Origin of the sequence: Streptomyces sp. NPDC015661 (assembly GCF_043077765.1) — a bacterium.
GTDB lineage: Bacteria > Actinomycetota > Actinomycetes > Streptomycetales > Streptomycetaceae > Streptomyces.
The window spans coordinates 505,316-528,635 of sequence record NZ_JBIBST010000003.1; the positions used below are offsets into that span (position 1 = coordinate 505,316).

Here is a 23,320-nt window from a genome sequence, read left to right on the forward strand (position 1 = left end):
CGTTCCCCCAACTCCCCTGTGCGGCACCGCAGGAGGTCCATGATTCCAGAACACCGGGACCGGATCGGTACTGCCGGGGACAAGCCCGGAGCTCACGGGAGCCCCCACCTCACACGCCCTTCCCCGGCCCGCGGAAGCGCGGGATCACCCGCTCGCCCCACTGCCGGATCGTCTCCAGGCAGACCTGCTGGGGGACCGTGCCCATCTGGATCAGGCACATCACCTCGTCGACGCCGATCTCCCGGAGCCGTTCCACGTAGGCGATCGCCGTCGCCGCGTCCCCGTAGGCGTGGTCGGTGTTGTACGTGCCCGTGTCCACCGGTCGGGCCGGGATGTCCGCGTCGTGCAGGCGGGCGATCAGCTTCCGGCGCTGCTCGTCGAGCGCCCCCGTGTGGTCCTCGTCCTCCGCGTAGCCCGTGGGGGCGGGGGCGCCGCCGTACCAGTGGGCGATCGACTCGGCGAAGAAGCGCTGGCCCCGGGTGCCGAGGCGGAGGGCGCGGGCGGCGTCGTCGAGGACGATCGTGGGGCAGAGGGCCGAGAAGTGGTCGTTGACCTCGGTGGAGACGAACCGGGAACCGTCCCTGGCGGCGATGGCCTCGTCGTACACCGTGCGCATCGCGCGGACGTCCTCGGCGCCGGCGAAGCCCATCACCAGGGCGCCGATGCCGAGTTCGGCGGCCTGCCGGAGGGACTCGTGCTGCGAGCAGGCCATGAAGAGCGGGGGATGCGGGGTCTGCACGGGGCGGGGGAGGACCGCACCGGGGCCGATGTCGAGGGTGCCGTGCCACTCCAGCTCCGGCTCCCGCCAGGCCGAGGCGAAGATCCGCAGGGCCTCCTCGGTCTGCGGACGGGTGTCCTCCGGGCGTACCCCGAACATCCGGGTCTCCTGGCGGGTCGCGCCCCGCCCGGCGCCGACGTCGACCCGGCCGCCGGAGAGCACGTCGAGCATGGCGGCGCGCTCGGCGACCCGGACCGGGTGCTGGTAGCCGAAGGGCATGGTGACCACGCCGTGGCCGACCCGGATGGTCCGGGTGCGGGCCGCGACCCAGGTCAGGAAGATCTCGGACGCGCTCATGTGGGCGTACTGGACGAGGGAGTGGTGCTCGACCGCCCAGATCCGGTCGAAGCCCATCTCCTCGGCGAGGACGGCCTGTTCGACGCAGTCGTGGAGGACCTGGTGTTCGCGGGCGGGGGTGGGGTCGACGAGCTGTGCTTCGAAGATCATGGAGAACTTCACGGGACGCTCCTCCCGGGGCAGGCCAGTTCTATGCCTAATCGAAATACTTCTAGCAGGCATAGGAGGAGGAAGGAAGGGCCGTAGACTGCCCTCCGTGGTGGACCGAGAGAGCGTGCCGGAGCTTCCCGCGACCAGCTGGGCGGTGCTCGGACTGCTCTCCCACGGACGGGAGTTGTCCGGCTACGACGTCAAGAAGTGGTCCGACCGGTCCCTCGGACTCTTCTACTGGAGCCCCTCCTTCAGCCAGGTCTACAGCGAGCTCAAGCGCCTGGAGAACCGCGGCTACGCCACCTCGCGGCTCGTCGCCCCCGAGGCCGGCACGCGCGACAAGCGGGTCTACCGGATCACCGACGAGGGCCTCGACGCCGTCCGCACCTGGGCCCGCACGGCCCCCCTCGACCCGCCCGTCCTCAAGCACGGGCCGATGCTGCGGCTCTGGCTCGGCCACCTCCTCGAACCCGAGCGGATGCGGGAGATCCTGGCCGCGCACCGCGAGTACGCCGAGCGCATGCGGCGGCGCGCCGAGGCGGACGTGGCGGACGCGGGGGCGGACGAGGCCTGGGCGTACCCCCGGCTCACCCTCACCTGGGCCGAGCGGTACTACACGGCCGAACGCGACCTGGCCGACGCCATGCTCGCGGACATCGAGGAACTGGAGGGGGAGCAGTAGATGGCACTGAGCCTGCGGAAGGTCGAGGAGACAGCGCCCGCCCTGGTGAGCCTCTACAAGGAGGCCGGGGCCTCGCTCGCGCGGCACGGGATCGGCGGCCATCGGGTCGCCGTCTACCTCGTCGTCGACTACTCGGGGTCCATGAAGCCGTACTACGCCAACGGCGCCGTGCAGGCCCTGGCGGACCGGGTCCTCGGGCTCTCCGCGCACCTCGACGACGACGGACGGGTGCCGGTGGTCTTCTTCTCCACCGGCATCGACGCCGAGACCGAGATCCGGCTCGACGACCACGTCGGCCGGATCGACCGGATCGTCGCCGGGCTCGGCCACATGGGCAAGACGAGCTATCACCTCGCCATGGACGCCGTCATCGACCACTACCTGGACAGCGGCTCCACCGCGCCCGCGCTCGTCGTCTTCCAGACCGACGGCGGGCCGATCAACAAGCTCGCCGCCGAGCGGTACGTCTGCAAGGCGGCCCGGCTGCCGATCTTCTGGCAGTTCATCGGCTTCGGCGACCCCGGAAGCCGGCAGTTCGAGTTCCTGCGCCGGCTCGACGAGCTGGACGTGCCGGCGAAGCGGCCCCTCGACAACGCCGGCTTCTTCCACGCGGGCCAGGACCCGAGCCGGGTCCCGGACGCGGAGCTGTACGACCGGCTCGTCTCCGAGTTCCCGGCCTGGCTCGCCGCGGCCCGGGCCCAGGGCGTCGTCCGGTCGTGAACCCGAGGCCCCGAGGCGGGCGAACCGCTCCTCGGTGGAACCAGGGGCCCGGGGGCGCCCGCTCCTCGCCCGCCGCGCTCGTCGCGGTGACCGAGGGCGGGCAACTCGCCACCGCCGACCGAAGGCAGGAGGAAACAAGGCAGGTAGGGAAATCCGGTGGCCTCCGGGCGCGGCCGCGGGCGACGATGCCGCCCATGACTTCTCTCGTGCGACACGTGACCATCGACTGCGCCGACGCCTACGCCCTGGCGAACTTCTGGGCGAAGGCCCTCGACTCCCGGGTCTCCGACGACGACAAGCCCGGCGACCCGGAGGCGCTCGTCGAGTCGGCCGGCGCGAACCTCCTCTTCATCCGGGTCCCCGAGCCGAAGGCGGTGAAGAACCGCGTCCACCTCGACCTCCAGCCGCAGGACCGCACGCGTGACGAGGAGGTCGAGCGGCTGCTCGGCCTCGGCGCGACGCTGGTCGACGACCGCCGGAACGCCGACGGCACCGGCTGGGCGACCATGACGGACCCGGAGGGCAACGAGTTCTGCGTGGAGCGCAGCCGGGCGGAACGCGCGGCGACCGCCTGAACCCACGGGTGAGTCCGGAGTAATCCGGACAGTGGCTGTCGGGTTTCCGGTGTTTCCTGGACTCATGGGAGACACCGGAACCACCTGGCCGGCCTTCGAGGCCGACGAGCCCGACTTCGCCGCGACCGTGCGGGAGCGCTTCGGGCAGTACACCCACCACGCCCTCGCCACCCTCCGGAAGGACGGCTCGCCCCGCCTCAGCGGCATCGAGGCCGACTTCCGCGGCGGGGAGCTCTGGCTCGGCATGATGCCGAACTCCCGCAAGGCGCTCGACCTGCGCCGCGACCCCCGGTTCGCGCTGCTCGCCAACCCGGGCCCCGGCACCGACATGGGCGGCGGGGACGTCCGGATCTCGGGGCGGGCCGTCGAGGTCACCGACCCGGAGAAGCTGGACTGGTACGCGGCCGAGGCGGGCGCGCCGCAGCCCTTCCACCTCTTCCGGGTGGAGCCGACCGAGGTCGTGCGGACCTGGGTGGACGGCGAGGAGATCGTCTTCCGCAGCTGGGCGCCGGGACGCCCGACCCGGACGCTCCGGCGCGGCAATGACGACCGTCCGCCCCGCGAGGACACCTGACCCCTGGGTGGCCCGGCGCGCGGAGGACCACAATGGGCACGTGCCGAACACTGCAAGCAAGAAGAAGACCCAGGTGAGCGGCGGGCCCGAGCGGCGCCGTGAACTCCTCGACACGGCGGCCGAGGTGTTCGCCGCCCAGGGGTACAACGCCACCACCGTCCGCAAGATCGCGGACGCCGCCGGGATGCTCGCCGGCAGCCTCTACTACCACTTCGACTCCAAGGAGTCGATGCTCGACGAGATCCTCTCCACCTTCCTGAACGAGCTGTGGGAGGGGTACGACGCCGTCCTCGACGCCGGGCTCGGCCCCCGCGAGACCATCGAGGCCCTGGTCACCGAGTCCTTCCGGGAGATCGACCGGCACCGTGCCGCCGTCGCGATCTACCAGAAGGAGTCCCTGCACCTCGTCGACCAGCCCCGTTTCGGCTATCTGGCCGACTCGCAGCGCAAGTTCGAGAAGGCCTGGCTCGGCACCCTGGAACGCGGCGTCGCCGCCGGGGTCTTCCGCGCCGACCTCGACGTCCGGCTCACCTACCGGTTCGTCCGCGACACCGTCTGGGTCGCCGCTTCCTGGTACCGGCCGGGCGGCCGGCACAGCCCGGAGGAGATCGCCCGGCAGTACCTGTCCATGGTCCTGGACGGTGTCGCCGTACGCCGCGACTGACCGGACGGCTGTGACGCCGCTCACGGCGGGGCGTCGCACCGGGCGCCGTACGGGGCGCCGTACGGGGCGCCGTACGGGGCCCCGTGCAGGGCGTGGTACGGGGCGGCCGAGGGGGCGGCCGGGGCGGGAAGGTCCCGGGGCGCACTATTGTTCCGGTAGAGACATCCGGAAACCGTTTCGCGTTCCGGGAGAGACAGCCGGGGCCCGTATCTCGTGTTCCGGGCGGTACAGCCGGGGCCCGCATCGCGCAGGTGCGGGCCCCGGCTGTGCCGCGCACCGGCCAGGAAGGCACGAATGACCCGCTCCGAACGCCCCCAGAGGCGCGGCCCCCGCACCGCCCAGGCGAAGTCCACGTCCCAGCCGAAGGGCCCCCGCGGCGGCCGTCGTCCCGCCGCGCCCCCGCCGCCGCAGGAGTTCACCCCTCCGGAGACGGTGACGCCCGCGCTGCCGCCCGTGGCCTCCTTCGAGGACCTGGACATGCCGGCCGCGCTGCTGCGGACGCTCACCGAGCAGGGTGTGACGGAGCCGTTCCCGATCCAGGCCGCGACGCTGCCGAACTCGATCGCCGGGCGTGACGTCCTCGGCCGGGGGCGCACCGGCTCCGGCAAGACCCTCGCCTTCGGGCTCGCGCTCCTCGCCCGCACCGCCGGCCGCCGCGCCGAGCCGACCGCGCCCCTCGCGCTGGTCCTGGTGCCGACCCGCGAGCTCGCCCAGCAGGTGACCGACGCCCTCACCCCGTACGCCTCTGCGCTGCGGCTGCGGATCACCACGGTCGTCGGCGGCATGTCGATCTCCCGGCAGTCCTCGTCCCTGCGGCGCGGCGCCGAGATCCTCATCGCCACGCCCGGCCGGCTCCACGACCTCATCGAGCGGGGTGACTGCCGCCTCGACCAGGTCGCCGTCACCGTCCTCGACGAGGCCGACCAGATGGCCGACATGGGCTTCCTGCCGCAGGTCACGAAGCTGCTGAAGCAGGTCGAGCCGGACGGGCAGCGGCTGCTGTTCTCCGCGACCCTCGACCGGAACATCGACAAGCTGGTCAAGATGTTCCTGGACGACCCGGTCGTGCACTCGGTCGACCCCTCGGCCGGTGCGGTGACCACGATGGAGCACCACGTCCTGTACGTGATGGACGAGACGGACAAGAAGGCCGTCACGCTGCGGATCGCGGCCCGCGAAGGCCGCACGATCCTCTTCCTCGACACCAAGCGGTCCGTGGACCGGCTGGTCAAGCGGCTCCTGGCCAACGGCGTCCGGGCCTCCGGGCTGCACGGCGGCCGCTCGCAGCCGCAGCGGAACCGGACCCTGGACCAGTTCAAGACCGGTCAGGTCACCACGCTCGTCGCGACGAACGTGGCGGCCCGCGGCATCCACGTCGACGACCTCGACATGGTCGTGAACGTCGACCCGCCGATGGACCACAAGGACTATCTGCACCGGGGCGGCCGCACCGCGCGCGCCGGCGAGTCCGGCAGCGTGTTCACGCTGGTCCTGCCCGAGCAGAAGCGGGACATGGGCCGGCTGATGTCGAACGCGGGCATCAGCCCCCGTACGGCGCAGATCAGGTCCAGCGACGAGGAGCTCTCCGAGCTCACCGGCGCCCGGGAGCCCTCGGGCGTCCCCGTCGTCGTCGAGACCCCGCAGCCGACCCCGCCGCGCAAGGCGGCGGGGGCCGGTGGCGCCGGCACGGGCGGCCGCCGCCGTCGCCGTCCGGCCTCCTCCGGAGCCGGCAGCGGTGGTACGGACACGGCCGCACCGGGCTCGGGGCGCGGCTCCGGCACGTCCGGCGGGCGCGGGTCCACCACGCCCACCGGCCGGGGCTCCGGCGCCGCGACGGGCTCGGGCCGGGGTTCCGGCGGGGCCGGCGGCTCCGGGCGTGGCGCGGGCGGCGCGGGGCGCGGCTCCGGCGCGGGCCGTGGTTCCGGCGCGGGTGCCGGGCGCGGTGCGGCGGCCGGCGCCGGCCGGGGCGGGCGTCAGGCCTCCGGCACGAGCCGTTCGCGGAGCGCCGCGAGCTCGCGCAGCTCCAGGCCGAGGCCGACCGACACGTAACGGAAGAGGCTCCCGTAGGAGGTGCGGACCTGGTCGAGGGCGGTGTCCAGGTACTCGGCCCGCACCTCCTGGAGCGGCACGATCAGGTCCGGGTTCTGCATGAGCCCGCCCTGCTTCAGGCCCTCCCGGACGCGCGCGTCGTAGGCGGCGCGGAAGGTGTTGGAGGCCAGGTAGTCCGCGCGGGCGGAGCTCTCGGGCACCCCGAGCAGGGTGAGCAGGAGCCAGCTCGTCCAGCCGGTGCGGTCCTTGCCCGAGGTGCAGTGCAGGAGCAGCGGCCCCCGGCGCGGGTCGGCCAGGTCCCGCAGGGTGGCCGCGAGGGCGTCCCGGTTCGCGGAGTCGGTGACGAAGGTGCGGTACACCTCGCACATGAAGGCGGCGGCCCGCCCGCCGCCGAGCATCTCCTCCTGACGGACCGGGTCGCGGGAGCCGATCGCGGCCATCAGCTGCCCGAAGAGCCCGTGGTCGGTGATGGGCCGGGCGACCGGGACCGGGCCCGCGGGCAGCCGGTCGGCGCCGTCGTACCCGACCTCCAGCGGGATCCGCAGGTCGACCACGGTGCCGAGGCCGAGCCCGGCGAGGGTGGTGAGGTCGGCGTCGGTGAGTTTGGCGAGGTGGTCGCTCCGGTAGGCGAGACCGTGCCGGACCCGGCGGCCGTCGTAGGTGGCGTATCCGCCGAGATCACGGACGTTGACCGCGCCCTGGAGCGGGATCTGCCGGATCGCGGTCGTCGAGCTGGTGCGGGCGCTCGCTTCCGTGGGCAGCGCCGAGAGCAGGGCTGCGGCACCGGTGGTGGTGAGCAGTGCGCGTCGGGACAGGGGCATGGCTGGGCTCCCTTACGGACTGACGGACGTACGGCGGACGGCCGTACGGCAGACGGACTCGGGTGGACAGCCGTGGGCGGACGGGCCCGCGGGGCCGCTCTTCCACCTAACGTTAGTTAGGTGACGTGCTGGCGAGGAAGGTAGCAGCCGGAGGGGCCGAACGGGAGGGGTCTGCGGCGCCGGGTCGGGCGGGCTACTCCGTGAGGCGCTTCGTCGCGGCGCGCTGGCGTTCGGTCGCGCCCGTCAGGAAGCGGGTGATCGTCACCAGTTCCTCGGTCGTGAACTCCTCGTAGAGCTCGTGCACTTCGCGTGCCCAGTCGTCGAAGAGCGGGGCGAGCTCGGCCAGCTTCTCGGGGCGGGGCTCGACGAGCACCCGGCGCTTGTCCGTCGGGTGCTTCACCCTGCGCACGAAGCCCTTGCGCTCCAGGCGGTCGACGAGTCCGGTCACGGAGGCGGGGGCCAGGCCCGAGTGCTCGGCCAGCTCCTTGGCGGTGAGGGGGCCGTGCCGTTCGAGCAGGTCGAGCGTCTTGGTCTCGGTGGCGCCCAGGTCCTGCTGGGCGGCGATCGCCGAGTGGAAGGCGACGGAGGCGGCACTGGAGTCCCGGCCGGCGGCGGTGAGGGCGGCGACGACCGCGCCCCGCTCCCGGTCCTGTGCGCTGTCCCGCCCACTGTCCTGTTCGGTGCCCGGCTCGCTCATGGCGGCAGCCTAGCAAAATTCATTTCGTTCGGCCGAACGAAAGAGTTGTGATCAAGGGGTGGTGCATGCCAGATTTATTTCGTTCGCTCGAACGAAATAAATCTCGAGAGAGGGAGAGTCGAGATGTCCACGACCGTCACGACCGCCGCCACCGGCGCTCCGTTCACCGTCCACCCGCGCCGCTGGGCCGCCGCCGTCGTCATGATGGTCGCCGCCCTGATGGACCTCGTGGACGTCACCATCGTCAACGTCGCCCTGCCCTCCCTCGGGCACGGCCTCGGCGCCTCCGAGAGTGCCCTCCAGTGGACCGTCTCCGCCTACCTCCTGGGCTTCGCCGCGACCCTCGTCGTCGCGGGACGGCTCGGCGACCGGTACGGCCGCAAGGTGCTCTTCCTCGCCGGCACCGCCGGCTTCGGCCTCGCCAGCCTCGCCTGCGGAATCGCCCAGAGCCCCGGCCAGCTGATCGCGGCCCGCGCCGTGCAGGGCGTCGCGGCGGCCGTGCTCATGCCGCAGGTGCTCGGCTCCTTCCAGAGCCTCTTCCAGGGCAAGGACCGCGGCAAGGTCTTCGGGATGTACGGCGCGGTGGCCGGCTTCGCCTCCGCGATCGGGCTGCTGCTCGGCGGGGTCCTCACCGACGCGGACCTCTTCGGGCTCGGCTGGCGCACCGTCTTCCTCGTCAACGTGCCCGTCTCCGTCCTCACCCTCGCCGCCGCCGTCGTCCTCGTCCCCAGCACCCGCGAGCAGGCCGCCACCCGGCCCCCGCTGCTCGGCAGCCTCGTCCTCGCCGCCGGCCTCGTCGCCGTCGTCCTGCCGCTCGTCCAGGGCCGCGGCTGGGGCTGGCCGCTCTGGGGCTGGGGCCTCCTCGCGGCCGGCGCCCTCGCGGTGGCCGGGGTCGCCGTGCGTGGCTCGGTGCTGCCCCGGCGGATCTTCACCGTCCCGGCCTTCTCGTACGGCCTGGCGGTCCAGCTGCTCTTCGCCCTCGGCATGCAGGGCTTCTTCCTGGTCCTCGCGATCTGGCTGCAGGGCGGACAGGGCTACACCCCGACCCAGGCGGGCGTCCTGATGGCCGCCTTCTCGGCGGGCGGCTTCCTCACCGCCCCGGCCGCCGAACCGCTCGCGGTCAAGCTCGGCCGGTACGTCCCCACCGCGGGCGCCCTCCTCATGGCCGGCGGCTACGGCTGGGTCTGGTACGCGATGGACGCCGCCGCGCCCGTCCACACCGGCGCCTGGCCCCTGGCGCCCGGCCTCGCCGTCGCGGGCGCCGGCCTCGGCCTCCTCGTCGTCCCGCTCGTCGGCATCGTCCTCTCGGCCGCCCCGGCCGAACTCGCGGGCGGAGCCTCCGGCGTCTTCTCCACCGCCCAGCAGTTCGGCGGCGCCCTCGGCGCGGCAGCCATCGGCACCGCCTACTTCGCGGACCTCTCCCTCTCCGCCGCGATGCCCTGGGTCCTCGCGGCCTACGCCGGCGCCGCCCTGCTGAGCCTGCGGCTCCCCGCCGGCGGGCGGTGACACCTCCTCACGCACACGGCGCGCGCCGGGACCCGGACGGGTCCCGGCGCGCGCCGCGTCCACCGGATCCGCACGTTCGGGAGGAACCGGTTAACGTCCGGGGAATTCACGGGCGTTGGGGTTCCCGACGGGGATCTACGCGCGTCATCATCACAGCCATGCGAATCCCCCCTCGATTCACCCTCGCCGGCGGTGTCGCCACCGCCCTCCTGTCCTCCCTCCTCCTCGGCGCCCCGGCCACCGCCGCGCCCGCCCCCGCACCCGTCGCCGCCGTGTCCACGCTCGCGGCCACCGCGTCCGTCGGGGACATCTGCTACTCGGACCTGCCCAGCCAGGCGTACGACACCCTGCGCCTGATCGACGCGGGCGGCCCCTTCCCGTACAGCCAGGACGGCTCCGTCTTCCAGAACCGCGAAGGCGTCCTGCCGGCCCACAGCTACGGCTACTACCACGAGTACACGGTGAAGACCCCGGGCATCGACACCCGCGGCGCCCGCCGGATCGTCACCGGGAGCGCGGCGGAGGAGGACTACTACACCTCCGACCACTACGCCACGTTCGACCTCGTCGACTACGCCTGCTGACCCCCGCGGTCAGCCCCGGCGCGGAGTCGTCCACTCCAGGCGGGTCCTGACCCGCCGGTCGTGGACGTGCTCCAGGGCGGCCAGCGCCGTCTCGCGCGCCGCGCCGTCCGCCGCCCCGTCCGCGAGGATCGACGCCAGCGCGTCGACGGCGCGCGGGTCCTGACGGATCGCGAGCCCGCGCGCCGCCTCCGCCGCGGTCTCCGGATCGGTGTCGCCGAGCCGCTCCGCGAGCCCCTCCCGCACGAGAGGGGTGTCGTCGGGCAGCTCGGCGAGCGCCAGCGTCGCCCAGTCCCGCACCCGGGCGTCGCCGTCCCGGCTCAGCGCCAGCACCACCCCGAGCGCCTCGACGTGTCCGGCCGGCACGATCCCGGCGAGGGCCGCCGCGACCGCCCGGCGCACCACCGCGTCGGGATGCCCGGCCGCCGCGAGCAGTTCGGGCACGGCGGCCGCGTCCGCGCACTCCCCGAGCGCGTTCACCGCCGAGAGCAGCGGTTCCCGCGCCGGGGGCACGGCCTCCGCCGCGAGGCGGCGCAGGACCGGCACCGCGCTCGGGCCGAAGCCGGGCAGCGCGCCGAGCACCCGCGCGCCGAGGGCCCGGCGCAGCGGATCCCGGTAGGCGCACCACCCGGCAGCAGCCACGAAGGTCTCCTCGTCGGCCCGGCCCACCAGTTCGGTCACCGCCGTCGTCCAGTCGTCGAGCTCGGGGTCGCCGCAGCGCAGCGCCCGCGCCGCGAGCTCCTCCTGCGGGGTGCGCAGGCCGAGCGCCGCCTCCAGGAGCGTGGCGATCGCCGCGTGGCCGGTGCCCCGGTCGTCGCCGCGCCCGGGCGCCCCGTCCTCCCGCAGCAGCTCGACGACGACCGTGATCCCGCCGTCCTCCCGCACCCGCCGGACGACCGCCTCGTACGTCTGCCCGCCCTCGTTCCCGGCGACGAGCCCGCGCCGCAGCTCGGCCGCGATGTCGGCGCCGATCCACCGCCGGGCCTCCCGCAGCGCGGCCTCCCGGGCCTGCGCGCCGTGGTCGAGGAGCGCCCGCACGCAGCCGGTGCAGCCGCGCCGGGCGGCGGCGACGAGCGGGAGGAGCCCGTCGGGTCCCGGCCGGTCCGGGTCGGCGCCGTGCTCCAGGAGGACCCGGGCCGTGTCGGCGTGGCCGAGGCGGAGGGCCCAGGCGAGGGCGGTGAAGCCGTACGCCTCCTCCTGGTCGGCCGCCGCGCCCGCCGCGAGCAGCGCCCGCACCACCTCGGTGTGTCCCCCGCAGGCCGCGCCGCAGAGCGGCAGGTCGCCGTCGTCCTCGCCGCTGCCCCGGCCGGGGTCGGCCCCTGCGGCGAGCAGCAGCCGCACGATGCCCGCCTCGTCGCCGACGGCCGCCCGGTACAGGGCGGTCTCCCCGTCCTCCCGGCCCTCGGGGTCCGCCCCGTCCCGCAGGAGCCGCACGGCCCCGTTCTCGTCCCCGTCCCGGATGGCGTCGAACAACGTGCTCATGCCCCGACCCTGACGCGCCGTCGGTGTGCGGCGCAAATCGTTACGTCAGGCGGAGCACTCCAGGACGGAGCCGCACACCCCGCACCGGGCCTTGAGCGCCCGTCCCGCCGGGATCCGCAGGCGCTGGGCGCAGACCGGGCAGTGGAAGGAGACGCCGGTCGCCGGGGCGCCGCCGTCGAAGGCGTACGGAGCCTCCTCGGAGGCCCGGCCCCGGTGCCGCTGCAGGGCGTACCGGCGGCGCTCGGCCCAGCCCGCCCCGGCGAGCGGCGGCGCGGTCCGCTCCCGCGCCGCCTCCGCCCGGCCCCGTACCCACGCCTCGTACGCCACCGCGCTGGTGAACCACGGCGAGGGGTCCTCGCCGAAGACCTCGGCCCTCTTGGCGAGGACGTAGCCGAACTCCTCCGGGGTCAGATAGCCGAGCTTCTGGTGCTCGACGCCGTCCTGCCGGTACGCGTCGAGCAGCAGCCAGCCGGCGCCCAGATAGGTGGTGGTCACATCGGTGAGGACCTCGTTCTCGGCGGTGGAGGGGAAGCCGAGGCCGAGCCGGTGCAGCAGGACGTGGGTGATCTCGTGGGCGAGGGCCGCGCCGATGTCCCTGCGGCGGGTCCGGAAGCGGTCGTTGAGCTCCACGAAGTACTCGGGGCCCGCGGTGAGCTCGACGGCCGCCGCGTACTCCATGGGCCGGAAGCTCACCACGATGCGCGCCTCGGGCAGCCTCAGGTGCCGGACGAGGGCGTGGGCCACCCGCTGGGCGCCGAGATGGAGGTCCTCGTCGTCCCCCAGGGCCACGTCGGCGGCGGTCACGCAGGACGGGTAGCGGTGCACGCCGTCGGGGGAGAGGCGGCGGTAGAGCGCGGTGAGCGAGGCCCGCACGACGGCGCGGTGCGGGAAGCCGTGGATGACACGGTCGGCCTCATGACGGTTCTGCATGCCGGATCCCCTCTCCTCTCCACTGTACGGTCCCCCCACCGGATCTGGCCGAAAAGGCTTTCTTGTGGCGTCAGTTGGGCGCTGTCCATAATCCGGACGTGCCTTGACGAGCGCATGTCACCGACTCGTGTCGGTGTCGTCACCCGTCCGGGCCGACCCCCCACGAGAGAAGGAAGACACGTGAAGCAGCAGAACCGCATGGTCCGTGCCCTCCAGAAGCTGGCAGCCGCCGGCGCCGTCGTCCTGGCGGCCGTCAGCCTCCAGCCCACCACCACCGCCTCCGCCGCCCCGGCCCCCGTGGTCGGCGGCACCCGCGCCGCCCAGGGCGAGTTCCCCTGGATGGTCAGGCTCTCCATGGGCTGCGGCGGCTCCCTGATCACCCCTCAGGTCGTCCTCACCGCCGCCCACTGCGTGAGCGGCTCCGGCAACAACACCAGCATCACCGCCACCGCCGGAGTCGTGGATCTCCAGTCCAGCAGCGCCATCAAGGTCAAGTCGACCAAGGTCCTCCAGGCCCCCGGCTACAACGGCCAGGGCAAGGACTGGGCACTGATCAAGCTCGCCACCCCGATCACCTCGCTGGCCAACCTGAAGATCGCCGAGACCACCGCGTACAACAGCGGCACCTTCACCGTGGCCGGCTGGGGCGCCGCCCGCGAGGGCGGTTCGCAGCAGCGCTACCTGCTCAAGGCGAACGTCCCGTTCGTCTCCGACGCCTCCTGCCAGACCGCCTACGGCAGCGACCTCGTGCCCGCCGAGGAGATCTGCGCCGGCTACAGCCAGGGCGGGGTCGACACCTGCCAGGGCGACTCCGGCGGCCCCATGTTCCGCAAGGACAACAACGGAGCCTGGATCCAGGTCGGCATCGTGAGCTGGGGCGAGGGCTGCGCGCGGGCCGGCTACCCCGGCGTCTACACGGAGGTCTCGACCTTCGCCGCCGCGATCAAGTCGGCCGCGGCCACGCTGTAGCCGCTCGCCCTGAACGGGTGCCCCGGAGCGGCCTCGGCTCCGGGGCACCTTCACGTGCTCGCCCCCCTTATTGTGCTCAGAGGACGTCCAGTCTCTGTGCTCGGAGGACGTCCAGCTCCACGGAGGACGGCGCCGCGCCCTCCAGCTCCAGGACCCACACCTCGTTCGCCCCCTCCCGCAGCACCGGACCCGGCACGAACAGAGCCTCCTGCGGGCCGGCCGCCCAGTAGCGGCCCAGGCAGAAGCCGTTCACCCACACGAAGCCCCGGGTCGCGCCCGGCAGCCGCAGCGACGCGTCGCCCGCGCCCGTCACATCGAGCGCGCCCCGGTACAGGCCGGGGCCCGGCTCCGCCGGCACCGACGCGAACGGCACCTTGCCGACCGCCGCCGCCTCGAAGGCGTCGAGCCGCAGCCCCCGCGCCCGTACCCCGTGCAGATACTGCCGCTCGTGCCGTACGCCCCCGGTGATCCCCTTCGGCTCCGCAAGACGCGGCCCGTAGTTGACCCGGCCGAGCGACTCCACCCACAGGTCCACGAGCGCGGGACCCGCCACCGGCTCGGGCAGGACGGCGTCCTCACCGGCCGAGGTGTCCAGCACCCCCGCCGGCAGCCCGTCGACCCGCACCACGGCCCGGTCCCGCAGCCCCGTCACCGAGAGCGGATACGGCTGCCGGGGACCCGGCACCGCCACCCGGTAGCGGACCAGACCCCGGTCCACGCCCAGCTCCTCGAAGGTCGGCGGCATCGGCGTGACCGTCTCCTCGCCGCCGAGCACCTCCAGGACCCCGTCCAGCGACGCCCAGCCGTCGAGCGTGCAGGACACCGGCGCCCCGAGCCCGGCCGGCGGCTCCGGCACCTCCGGCAGCGGCCCCTCCGCACAGTCCGCGAGCACCTCGCGGAAGGCCCAGAACTTCTCCGTCGGCCGCCCCGCCTCGTCGACCGGCGCGTCGTAGTCGTACGAGGTCACCGTCGGCCGCAGCGGACCGTCGTGCAGCTCGCCCGCCCGGTTCGCGCCCGCCCAGCCGCCGAAGTTCGTCCCGCCGTGCGCCATGTACACATTGACCGAGGCCCCGCACTCCAGGATCTCCCGCAGCGCCGCCGCCGCGTCCGCCGCGTCCCGCACCGAGTGCTCCGTGCCCCAGTGGTCGAACCAGCCGCACCAGAACTCCATGCACATCAGCGGCCCCGAAGGCCGGTGCCGCCGCAGCGTCGCGAAGCCCTCCCGCGCGCCCGAGCCGAAGTTCGCCGTCGCGAGCACCCCCGGCACCGAACCGCCCGTCAGCATGTGGTCCTCGGGCCCGTCCGAGGTGAACAGCGGCACGCTCACCCCACAGCCCCGCAGCAGCTCCGCCATCCACTCCAGATAGCCCCGGTCGCTCCCGTAACTCCCGTACTCGTTCTCCACCTGCACCAGGACCACCGGCCCGCCCCGGTCGACCTGCCGCTCCACCACCTGCGGGAGCAGCCGCCGGAACCAGGCCTCCACCGGCGCCAGGAACTCCGGGTCGAGGCTCCGCACCCGCCGCCCCAGCGGGCCGGTCAGCCAGTGCGGAAGCCCGCCGTTCTCCCACTCGGCGCAGATGTACGGACCGGGGCGCACGATCGCCCGCATCCCGGCCCGCCCCACCGCGTCCAGGAACCGGCCGAGCGCCTCCACGTCCGCGTACCGGCCGGGCTCCGGCTCGTGCAGGTTCCACGGGACGTACGTCTCGACACAGTCGAGGCCCATCGCGCGCAGCATCCCGAGGCGGTGCTCCCAGTGCCCCTCGTGCACCCGGAAGTAGTGCAGCGCCCCCGAGAGCAGCCGCACCGGCCGCCCGTCGAGCAGAAAGTCCTCGTCACCCACAGCGAACGTGCTCATGACCTCACCCTGACCCGCTGGCGGCGGCGCGGTCCATGGACAAAGATCGTCGCAGTTTGGACGTTAGAGAGAGCGGGCCGCGCGATGTACCACACCTGGATGCGTTACTTCACGCCCAGCCCCGTCCACCACCGCCTCGGCCTCGTCTGCCTCGGCGTCGGACTCCAGCACGGCACCCTGCCCACCGTCGGCCCGCGCACCCTCGACCACCACGTCGCCGTCGTCGTCTCCGCCGGCAGCGGCTGGTACCGGGGCGTCGACGGACGCCGCACCACCGTCACCGCCCCCGCCCTCCTCTGGCTCACCCCCGGCACCCCCCACCACTACGCCGCCGACCCCGCCACCGGCTGGGACGAGGCCTTCGTCGACTTCACCGGACCCGCCACCGCCACCTACACCGAACTCGGCTACATCGAGCCCGACCGGCCCGTCGTCCCCCTCTCCGACGCCGCCCCCGCCCGCGCCGCCATCAGCCGCATCGCCCGCGCCGCGCGCCCCGGCAACCCCCTCCTGGAGGTCGAGACCGGCGCCGCCGTCCACGAACTCCTCGTCGCCCTGCGCCGGGCCCGCGCCGACACCAACGCCGAGGGCGACCCCGTCCTCACCGCCCTGGCCCGCGACGCCTTCCAGCCGCTCTCCGTCGCCGACCACGCCGCCCGGCACGGCATGACCCCCGCCGAGCTGCGCACCGCCGTCCGCCGCGCCGCCGGATGCAGCCCCAAGGACTACCTGCTCACCGTCCGCCTCGGCCGCGCCAAGGAGCTCCTCGCCGCCACCGAGCTGCCCGTCGCCGCCGTCGCCCGCCGCGTCGGCTACGACGACCCCGCCTACTTCTCCCGGCTCTTCACCCGCCGGGTGGGCACCGCGCCCATCCGTTTCCGCGAACAGCAGGGGCGGTCCGTGCACGGCGGCTGGAGCAACGTCGTTCCGGATCCCGAACACCCGCCCACGATCCTCCCGAGATCCGTCTAAGCTCGCAGATCATGAGCGACACCAGCGACATCGACCCGACCGTCATCGCCGAACTGACCCGGCTGCGCGAAAGCATCGACAACATCGACGCCGCGGTCGTGCACATGCTCGCCGAGCGCTTCAAGTGCACGCAGCAGGTCGGCGTCCTCAAGGCCGAGCACCAGCTCCCGCCCGCCGACCCCGCCCGCGAGGCCCGCCAGATCGCCCGGCTGCGGGAACTCGCCGAGAGCGCGAAACTGGACCCGGCCTTCGCGGAGAAACTCCTCAACTTCATCATCGCCGAGGTCATCCGGCACCACGAGACGATTGCGGACGGAGCACGCTGATGGGCCGCGTCACGGTCTTCACCCTCGGAGGGACCATCTCCGCACGAGGCGGTGACGCGGCCCGCATGACCGGTCAGGAGGTCCTCGCCGGGCTCGGCGCCCCCGAGGACGTCGAGCTGCGGGACTTCCGCCGCGTCCCCAGCTCCACCCTCTCCTTCGAGGACCTCGCCGCCCTCGCCGACGAGGTCCGCAAAGCCGTCGCCGACGGCTCCGGCGTGGTCGTCGTCCAGGGCACCGACACCCTGGAGGAGACCGCCTTCCTCCTCGACCTGCTCTGCACCACCGAGCAGCCGATCGCCGTCACCGGCGCCATGCGCCGCCCCGACCTGCCCGGCGCCGACGGCCCCGCCAACCTCGCCGCCGCGCTCGCCGTCGCCGCCGACCCCGCCTGCCGGAACCTCGGCGTCCTCGTCGTCCTCGCCGACGAGATCCACGCCGCCCGCCTCGCCCGCAAGACCCACACCACCTCCCTCACCACCTTCGCCTCGCCCGGCGCCGGCCCCCTCGGCACCGTCGTCGAGGGCGAACCCCGGATCCTGCTCCGCCCCGCCGCCCCCACCGCGCTCTGCCCGCTCAAGGTCGACCCCTCCGTACGCGTCGCCCTGGTGACCCTCTCCCTCGGCGACCGCGGCGAACTCCTCGACGCCGTCGACGACCGCTTCCAGGGCCTCGTCGTCGCCGCCTTCGGCGCCGGACACGTCCCCGCCCCCCTCGTCGAACCCCTCGCCGAGATCGCCGGCCGCATCCCCGTCGTCCTGGCCTCCCGCACGGGCGGCGGCGCGACCCTCTCGCACACCTACCGCGGCCCCGGCTCCGAGTACGACCTGCTGCACCGCGGACTGATCCCCGCCGGCCCGCTCGACCCCGCCAAGGCCCGGATCCTGCTCCACACCCTGGTCTCCAGCGGCGCCGCGGGACCGACCGGCTACGACCGCCCCCGCATCACCGCCGCCTTCACCCACCTGAACGGCTCCGGCCTCGCCTGAGCCGGGCCCACCCCCTGCCCCGGCGGAGAGTGATCGGGCAGCATAGGGCCCATGTCCGTACTGACGCGCGACGAAGCGCAGACCCGTGCCCAGCTCCTCGACGTCCACCACTACCGCGTGGACCTCGACCTCACCACCGGCGACGAGACCTTCGGGTCCCGGAGCCTGATCCGCTTCACGGCCCGCGCCGCGGGGGACACCTTCGTCGAGCTCAAGCCCGAGACGCTCCGCTCCGCCCTCCTCGACGGCGAGCCCCTCGACGTCACCACCCTCGACGGCAACCGGCTCCCGCTGACCCTCACCGAGGGCGAGCACACCCTGCGCGTCAGCACCACCATGCGGTACTCCCGCACCGGCGAGGGCATGCACCGCTTCACCGACCCCACCGACGGCGAGTCGTACGTCTACACCCAGCTGTTCATGGAGGACGTCCAGCGCGTCTTCGCCGCCTTCGACCAGCCCGACCTGAAGGCCGTCTTCGAGCTGAGCGTCAAGGCCCCCGAGGGCTGGACCGTCCTCTCCAACGGCATCACCGAACAGCAGGACGACGGCCGCTGGCAGGCCGCCCCCACCCCGCTGCTCTCCACCTACTTCGTCTGCGTCGCCGCCGGCCCCTGGCACACCGTCCGCACCGAGCACGCGGGACTGCCCTTCGGCATCCACTGCCGCCGCTCCCTCGCCGCCCACCTCGACGCCGACGCCGACGAGATCCTCGCCGTCACCAAGGCCTGCTACGACCGCTACCACGAGAAGTTCGAGGAGCCCTACCCCTTCGACTCGTACGACCAGGCCTTCGTCCCCGAGTTCAACGCCGGCGCCATGGAGAACCCCGGACTCGTCACCTTCCGCGACGAGTTCGTCTTCCGCTCCGCCGTCACCGTCACCGAGCGCCAGACCCGCGCCATGGTCATCGCCCACGAGATGGCCCACATGTGGTTCGGCGACCTCGTCACCCTGCGCTGGTGGGACGACATCTGGCTGAACGAGTCCTTCGCCGAGTACATGGGCTTCCAGACCGTCAACGAGGCCTGCTCCGACCTCTTCCCCGACACCTGGATCGACTTCGGCGTCACCCGCAAGTCCTGGGGGTACGAGGCGGACCAGCGCCCCTCCACCCACCCCGTCGCCCCCGACCCGGAAGCCGTCCCCGACACCGCCTCCGCCCTCCTCAACTTCGACGGCATCTCCTACGCCAAGGGCGCCTCCGCCCTGCGCCAGCTCGTCGCCTGGCTCGGCGAGAAGGACTTCCTCGCCGGCATCAACATCCACTTCAAGCGCCACAAGTTCGGCAACGCCACCCTCGCCGACTTCATCGACAACCTGGCCGCCGCCACCGACCGCGACGTCCACGCCTGGGCCGAGCAGTGGCTGCGCACGACGGGCGTCGACACGCTCAAGCCACGCGTCGAGGGCGAGGGCCTCGACTGGAAGCTCACGGTCGACCGCGCCGGCAGCCGACCGCACCGGATCAGCGTCGGCGTCTACGACCGGGACGCCCTCGACGCCCCCGTCCTGCGAGAGCGGCACGAGATCGACGTCCCGCAGGAGGCGCCGCTCGATCTGACCGGCCCCCGCCCCGCCCTGGTCGCCCTCAACGAGCAGGACCTCACTTACGCCAAGGTGCGCTTCGACGAGACCTCCGAGTACACGGTCCTGTGGGCGCTGTCCGACATCCCCGACGCGGTCACCCGCGCCGTCGTCTGGAACAGCCTGCGCGACATGGTCCGCGACGGTGAACTGGAGCCCGCCACCTATCTGGAGGCCGCGCACGCCCACCTGCCCCAGGAGACCGAACTCGCCCTGGTCCAGGGCGTCCTCGGCTTCGCCCGCACCCAGATCGCCGACCGGTACGTGACCGAGGAGGAGCGCCCGGCCGCGCTCGCCACCATCGGCGAGATCGCCCGCGCACTCCTTCGCCGCACCGAGGACGGCGAGGAGCCCGGACTGCGCCTCACCGCCGTCCGCGCCTGCATCGACAGCGCCACCACCCCCGACAAGATCGCCTCCTGGCTCGACGAGGGCACCGTCCACGGAGGCCCCGAGCTCGACCCCGAACTGCGCTGGCGGATCCTCGCCCGCCTCGCCGTCCTCGGCGCCGTCGACGAGACCGTGATCGCCGCCGAACTGGACCGGGACCCGAGCGCCACCGGCCAGGAGGGCGCGGCCCGCTGCCGGGCGGGCCTCCCCACCCCGGAGGCGAAGGCCGCCGCCTGGTCGGCGCTCTTCGACTCCGACGACCTCTCCAACTACCTCTTCACCGCCACCGCCCAGGGCTTCTGGCAGCCCGAACAGGCCGAGCTCGTACGGGAGTACGTCCCGCGCTTCTACGAGGCGGCCGTCGCGCTCGGCGACCGCCGGGGCCCCGCGATGGCCGAGGCCGCCGGCCGCTACGCCTTCCCGGCGCACGCGATCGACGCCGACTCCCTGGCCCTGGGCGAGTCCCACCTCGCGGACGACGCCATGATCCCGGCCCTCCACCGCAAGCTCGTCGACCAGCTCGACGACCTGCGGCGGGCCCTGCGCGTGCGCGGCTAGACCCCCCCTGGGCGCGTCCCTTCGGGGATCAGACGGGGCCGGACGTCCAGTCCCAGCCCGTCAGCGCCGCGTGCATCAGGCGCGCGGCGCCCGCCGGGCGGCCGTCGGCGTACCGGAGCAGGGTGAGGGTACGCCGGCAGTCGGGGCTGTCCACGGCGATCCAGGCGACGGGGGCGCGGGTGGCGCTGCGCCGGGCCATGTCCGGGATGAGGCCGATGCCGAGCCCGGCGGCCACCAGGATCGCGGTGGCGCCGGGCTCGTCGCCCTCGCAGACGATCCTCGGGGGCGCCAGTCCGTTCCCCGCGAAGAGCCGGTCGAGGAGCCTGCGCTGCCAGTGGCCCGTGCGGGTGCTGACGAAGGGCTCGTCGGCCAGCTCGGCGACCGTCACCGAGGCGCGGCCCGCCAGCGGGTGGTCGAGCGGCGTGACCACCCACACCGCCTCGTCGAGCAGCCGGACCGCCTCCAGGCCCTCCGGCGCGAAGGGCTGCGAGGCGACGCAGAGGTCCACCTCCTGGCCGCGCAGGCCGCGGGCCATCTCCTCGGCGGCCATCTGATGGAGCTCGACCTCGACGCCCGGGTGGGCCCGCTTGAAGGCCCCCAGCGGCCCCGTCAGGGTCAGGAAGGTCTCCGAGGCCAGCCGTACGGTGCCGAACTCCCCGCCCGTGATCGCGGCGACGGCCCGGCGTCCCGCGTCGAGCTCCCCGAGGGAACGCTCGACGTGCCGCAGGAAGACCTTCCCGGCGTCGTTCAGCCGGAGCCGGCCGACCCGGTCGAACAAGGGCGTGCCCAGCTCGCTCTCCAGCCTGGCGATGGTGCGGCTCAACGACGGCTGGGCCACGCGGAGTTCCTCGGCCGCGCGGCTGAGGTGCTCCAGTCGGGCCACGACGACGAACTGCCCGAGCGCGTGGAGATCCATCATGCCCCCAGGGACATAGCCCGATAACGATATTGATCTTGGACAGGGTATCGGCCGGGTCATAGCGTCGTGAGCGTTCCCGCACCGACAACAAGGGGGAAGGCACGTCATGTTGGGAGGCGTGTGGCGGGCCGTCGTCACGGCGCACGTGGTGGCGGTCTTCGGCCAGCCGGTGTTCGCCGGCGTCTATCTGAGCGGCGACTTCGACGGCCTCGGCATGCACGGGGCGGGCGCCGACGTCGTCACCTCGCTCTGCCTCGTCCAGCTCGTCGTCGCGATCGTGGTCTGGGCGCGGCTGCGCCGCTCCTGGCCGTTCTCCGTCACGCTGGCGCTCGCGGTCGCCGAGACCGCGCAGTACTTCGCGGGGACGGCCGGGGCGCTGTGGCTGCACATTCCGCTGGGCGTGTTCACCGTCGCGGCCGTCGTCGTGCTGTTCACCGCGGTGTGGCTGCGGCCGCTGGAGCGCCGGGAGGCCACCGGGCGGGAGGCCGTCGATGCCTGACCCGACGAGACGCCGGGTCCTGGCCGTCGGCGGGGCGCTCGGCCTCATGGCGGCCGGCGGTCTGACGGCCGCGGCCGGACTGTCCCGCCGACCGGCGGCCACGGGTGCGGAACTCCGCAGCGGGGTACCGCTGCCGGGCCCGTTCCGGGTGCCGCTGCCGCTCCCGGCGGTCCTCGCGCCGGTCGCCACGTCGGGCGGCGTGGACCGCTACGAGATCGTCCAGCGCGAGGTGACGGCGGAGATCCTGCCCGGCGTACGGACACGGCTGTGGACGTACGGGGGCACCTTCCCCGGTCCCACGATCGAGTCGCGGCGCGGCCGCCCGGTCACGGTCTCCCACCGCAACGAACTGCCCGTGCCGACGGTCGTGCACCTGCACGGCGGACGCACCCCCGCGGCGTCGGACGGCTACCCGACGGACCTGGTGCTGCCGGAGGGCTGGAGCGGCGGCCACGGGAGAAGCGGCGGCCACGGGGGACACGGATCGGGTCACGTCATGCACGACCCCCGGGCGGTGACCACCGAACTCACCCGGGACTACACCTTCCCGCTGGACCAGCGGCCGACGCTGCTCTGGTACCACGACCACCGGATGGACTTCACCGCCCCGGCGATCTGGCGGGGCCTCGCCGGACTGCACCTCGTGCGCGACGACGCCGAGGAGGCCCTCGGACTGCCGTCCGGGCCGCGTGAACTGCCGCTGATGATCGCGGACCGTTCCTTCGCCGCCGACGGCAGCCTCGACTACCCGTCCCTGGACCCCACGCTGCGGGGCAGCCCGGGCGTCCGCGAGCCCTACCTGGCCGGCGTCCTCGGCGACGTCGTCCTCGTCAACGGCGCCCCCTGGCCCGTGCACGAGGTCGACGCGGCCCGCCACCGGCTGCGCCTCCTGAACGCGTCGAACGCCCGGCACTACGAGCTCGAAGCGGTCACCGAGGACGGGCGCAGGCTCGACCTCGTCCAGATCGGCGCGGACCAGGGCCTGCTCGCCGGGCCGGTCACCCTCCGGTCCCTGCCGGTCGCACCCGCCGAACGCTACGACGTGGTCGTCGACTTCGCCCACGTCCCGGTCGGCAGCCTGGTGAAGCTCGTCAACCGTCTGGGCTCCGGCCGTACCCGTGACGTGATGGCCTTCAGGGTCGCGCGCAAGGCGGCCGACGACAGTCGGGTCCCGGCCGTCCTGTCGACCGACCTGCCGAGGTGGCGGCGCTCGGAGGCGGTCCGGGTCCGCGACTTCTCCTTCCGCGCGGGACGCATGGGCGAGGACGACCGGCACGGCTGGCTGATCGGCGGCCGCCCCTTCGACCCGGCCCGCCCGGACGTGACGGTCCGCCTGGGCGACGTGGAGATCTGGCGCCTGGTCGCGGACGTCCACCACCCCGTGCACCTCCACCTGACGGGCTTCCGCATCCTGTCCAGGGGCGGCGGGGCGCCGCTGCCGCACGACGCGGGCCTGAAGGACACGGTGTCCCTCCGGCCGGGGGAGTCGGCGGAGATCATCACGCGGTGGGAGGGCCATCGGGGCCGCTACCTCTTCCACTGCCACAATGCGGAACACGAGGACATGGGCATGATGGCCAACATCGAGGTGACCTGACGCCCACCCCGTTGCGCCCACCCGTTCCACTCGGGCGGCGCCCACCCGCCCCCGTTGTGGGCAATCGTTCCGCTGGGGCGGAACGGGTGGGCACAACGGACCCGCGCCTGCCGGCGCCAGAGGCTCCCGCGCCTGAACCCGCACCGGCAG

General features: G+C 73.7%; 22 protein-coding genes. 15 read left to right on the forward strand and 7 right to left on the reverse strand.

What is annotated here, in order from left to right:
• Nucleotides 1–109 precede the first annotated feature (109 nt).
• Nucleotides 110–1,237, reverse strand: coding sequence for an LLM class flavin-dependent oxidoreductase (locus ACF07V_RS10745; RefSeq protein WP_392153075.1), 1,128 nt, complete (start codon nucleotides 1,235–1,237; stop codon nucleotides 110–112).
• 94 nt (nucleotides 1,238–1,331) lie between these two features.
• Here ACF07V_RS10745 and ACF07V_RS10750 point away from each other — a divergent pair, with 94 nt between their 5' ends.
• From ACF07V_RS10750 to ACF07V_RS10775, 6 genes are all read left to right on the forward strand, one after another.
• Complete coding sequence (locus tag ACF07V_RS10750; RefSeq protein WP_392153077.1) at nucleotides 1,332–1,907, forward strand: PadR family transcriptional regulator; 576 nt, start codon at nucleotides 1,332–1,334, stop codon at nucleotides 1,905–1,907.
• Nucleotides 1,908–2,627, forward strand: coding sequence for a vWA domain-containing protein (locus ACF07V_RS10755; protein ID WP_392153078.1), 720 nt, complete (start codon nucleotides 1,908–1,910; stop codon nucleotides 2,625–2,627).
• Between the two features lie 194 nt (nucleotides 2,628–2,821).
• Nucleotides 2,822–3,202 carry a VOC family protein gene (locus ACF07V_RS10760; RefSeq protein WP_392153080.1) on the forward strand — a complete coding sequence of 127 codons (381 nt, stop codon included), beginning with the start codon at nucleotides 2,822–2,824 and terminating at the stop codon, nucleotides 3,200–3,202.
• 64 nt (nucleotides 3,203–3,266) lie between these two features.
• Complete coding sequence (locus ACF07V_RS10765; protein ID WP_392153082.1) at nucleotides 3,267–3,776, forward strand: pyridoxamine 5'-phosphate oxidase family protein; 510 nt, start codon at nucleotides 3,267–3,269, stop codon at nucleotides 3,774–3,776.
• Between the two features lie 40 nt (nucleotides 3,777–3,816).
• Nucleotides 3,817–4,440 carry a TetR/AcrR family transcriptional regulator gene (locus tag ACF07V_RS10770; RefSeq protein WP_392153084.1) on the forward strand — a complete coding sequence of 208 codons (624 nt, stop codon included), beginning with the start codon at nucleotides 3,817–3,819 and terminating at the stop codon, nucleotides 4,438–4,440.
• Between the two features lie 294 nt (nucleotides 4,441–4,734).
• The gene (locus ACF07V_RS10775) at nucleotides 4,735–6,489 is read left to right on the forward strand and encodes a DEAD/DEAH box helicase (protein WP_392153086.1); all 1,755 of its coding nucleotides are present in this window, start codon (nucleotides 4,735–4,737) and stop codon (nucleotides 6,487–6,489) included.
• On the opposite strand, the gene ACF07V_RS10780 is transcribed toward ACF07V_RS10775, so the two are convergent.
• Both ACF07V_RS10780 and ACF07V_RS10785 read right to left on the reverse strand, forming a co-directional pair.
• Entirely contained in the window at nucleotides 6,414–7,310 is an 897-nt protein-coding gene (locus ACF07V_RS10780; RefSeq protein ID WP_392153088.1) for a tyrosine-protein phosphatase, read from the reverse strand. The two genes, ACF07V_RS10775 and ACF07V_RS10780, sit on opposite strands and share 76 nt — an antisense overlap.
• A gap of 193 nt (nucleotides 7,311–7,503) precedes the next feature.
• Complete coding sequence (locus tag ACF07V_RS10785) at nucleotides 7,504–8,007, reverse strand: MarR family winged helix-turn-helix transcriptional regulator (protein WP_392153090.1); 504 nt, start codon at nucleotides 8,005–8,007, stop codon at nucleotides 7,504–7,506.
• 123 nt (nucleotides 8,008–8,130) lie between these two features.
• Here ACF07V_RS10785 and ACF07V_RS10790 point away from each other — a divergent pair, with 123 nt between their 5' ends.
• Nucleotides 8,131–9,513: an MFS transporter gene (locus tag ACF07V_RS10790; protein WP_392153092.1), complete on the forward strand. Its 1,383-nt coding sequence runs from the start codon at nucleotides 8,131–8,133 to the stop codon at nucleotides 9,511–9,513.
• Nucleotides 9,514–9,671: 158 nt separating this feature from the next.
• Nucleotides 9,672–10,097: a ribonuclease domain-containing protein gene (locus tag ACF07V_RS10795; RefSeq protein WP_392153093.1), complete on the forward strand. Its 426-nt coding sequence runs from the start codon at nucleotides 9,672–9,674 to the stop codon at nucleotides 10,095–10,097.
• Between the two features lie 9 nt (nucleotides 10,098–10,106).
• On the opposite strand, the gene ACF07V_RS10800 is transcribed toward ACF07V_RS10795, so the two are convergent.
• On the reverse strand, nucleotides 10,107–11,576 hold the full coding sequence (locus ACF07V_RS10800; protein ID WP_392153095.1) for an ankyrin repeat domain-containing protein: 1,470 nt from the start codon (nucleotides 11,574–11,576) through the stop codon (nucleotides 10,107–10,109).
• A gap of 45 nt (nucleotides 11,577–11,621) precedes the next feature.
• Nucleotides 11,622–12,506, reverse strand: a complete 885-nt coding sequence (locus ACF07V_RS10805; protein WP_392153097.1) for a hypothetical protein — start codon at nucleotides 12,504–12,506, stop codon at nucleotides 11,622–11,624.
• 198 nt (nucleotides 12,507–12,704) lie between these two features.
• Between ACF07V_RS10805 and ACF07V_RS10810 the strand changes: the two genes are divergently transcribed.
• Nucleotides 12,705–13,475: a S1 family peptidase gene (locus ACF07V_RS10810; protein ID WP_392153431.1), complete on the forward strand. Its 771-nt coding sequence runs from the start codon at nucleotides 12,705–12,707 to the stop codon at nucleotides 13,473–13,475.
• A 76-nt stretch (nucleotides 13,476–13,551) separates the two neighbouring features.
• Here ACF07V_RS10810 and ACF07V_RS10815 read toward each other — a convergent pair whose 3' ends face one another.
• Entirely contained in the window at nucleotides 13,552–15,336 is a 1,785-nt protein-coding gene (locus ACF07V_RS10815; protein ID WP_392153099.1) for a beta-galactosidase family protein, read from the reverse strand.
• Between the two features lie 84 nt (nucleotides 15,337–15,420).
• Here ACF07V_RS10815 and ACF07V_RS10820 point away from each other — a divergent pair, with 84 nt between their 5' ends.
• The 4 genes from ACF07V_RS10820 to pepN are packed head-to-tail and all read left to right on the forward strand — an operon-like array spanning nucleotide 15,421 to nucleotide 20,155.
• Nucleotides 15,421–16,308, forward strand: coding sequence for an AraC family transcriptional regulator (locus ACF07V_RS10820; RefSeq protein WP_392153101.1), 888 nt, complete (start codon nucleotides 15,421–15,423; stop codon nucleotides 16,306–16,308).
• An 11-nt stretch (nucleotides 16,309–16,319) separates the two neighbouring features.
• A complete protein-coding gene (locus tag ACF07V_RS10825) occupies nucleotides 16,320–16,634 on the forward strand; it encodes a chorismate mutase (RefSeq protein WP_351180877.1) in 315 nt (104 codons plus the stop codon).
• A complete protein-coding gene (locus ACF07V_RS10830) occupies nucleotides 16,634–17,620 on the forward strand; it encodes an asparaginase (protein ID WP_392153102.1) in 987 nt (328 codons plus the stop codon). The genes ACF07V_RS10825 and ACF07V_RS10830 overlap by 1 nt, the downstream gene beginning before the upstream one ends.
• Before the next feature lie 51 nt (nucleotides 17,621–17,671).
• Nucleotides 17,672–20,155 (forward strand): aminopeptidase N, encoded by a 2,484-nt coding sequence (gene pepN, locus ACF07V_RS10835; RefSeq protein ID WP_392153103.1) that lies wholly within the window; start codon nucleotides 17,672–17,674, stop codon nucleotides 20,153–20,155.
• A 28-nt stretch (nucleotides 20,156–20,183) separates the two neighbouring features.
• Here the strand turns inward: pepN and ACF07V_RS10840 are convergent, their stop codons facing one another.
• Complete coding sequence (locus ACF07V_RS10840; protein WP_392153104.1) at nucleotides 20,184–21,074, reverse strand: LysR family transcriptional regulator; 891 nt, start codon at nucleotides 21,072–21,074, stop codon at nucleotides 20,184–20,186.
• A 106-nt stretch (nucleotides 21,075–21,180) separates the two neighbouring features.
• Here ACF07V_RS10840 and ACF07V_RS10845 point away from each other — a divergent pair, with 106 nt between their 5' ends.
• The gene (locus ACF07V_RS10845) at nucleotides 21,181–21,573 is read left to right on the forward strand and encodes a hypothetical protein (RefSeq protein WP_392153106.1); all 393 of its coding nucleotides are present in this window, start codon (nucleotides 21,181–21,183) and stop codon (nucleotides 21,571–21,573) included.
• Nucleotides 21,566–23,170 (forward strand): multicopper oxidase family protein, encoded by a 1,605-nt coding sequence (locus ACF07V_RS10850; RefSeq protein WP_392153108.1) that lies wholly within the window; start codon nucleotides 21,566–21,568, stop codon nucleotides 23,168–23,170. Before ACF07V_RS10845 ends, ACF07V_RS10850 begins: the two co-directional genes overlap by 8 nt.
• The last annotated feature ends 150 nt before the right edge of the window (nucleotides 23,171–23,320 follow it).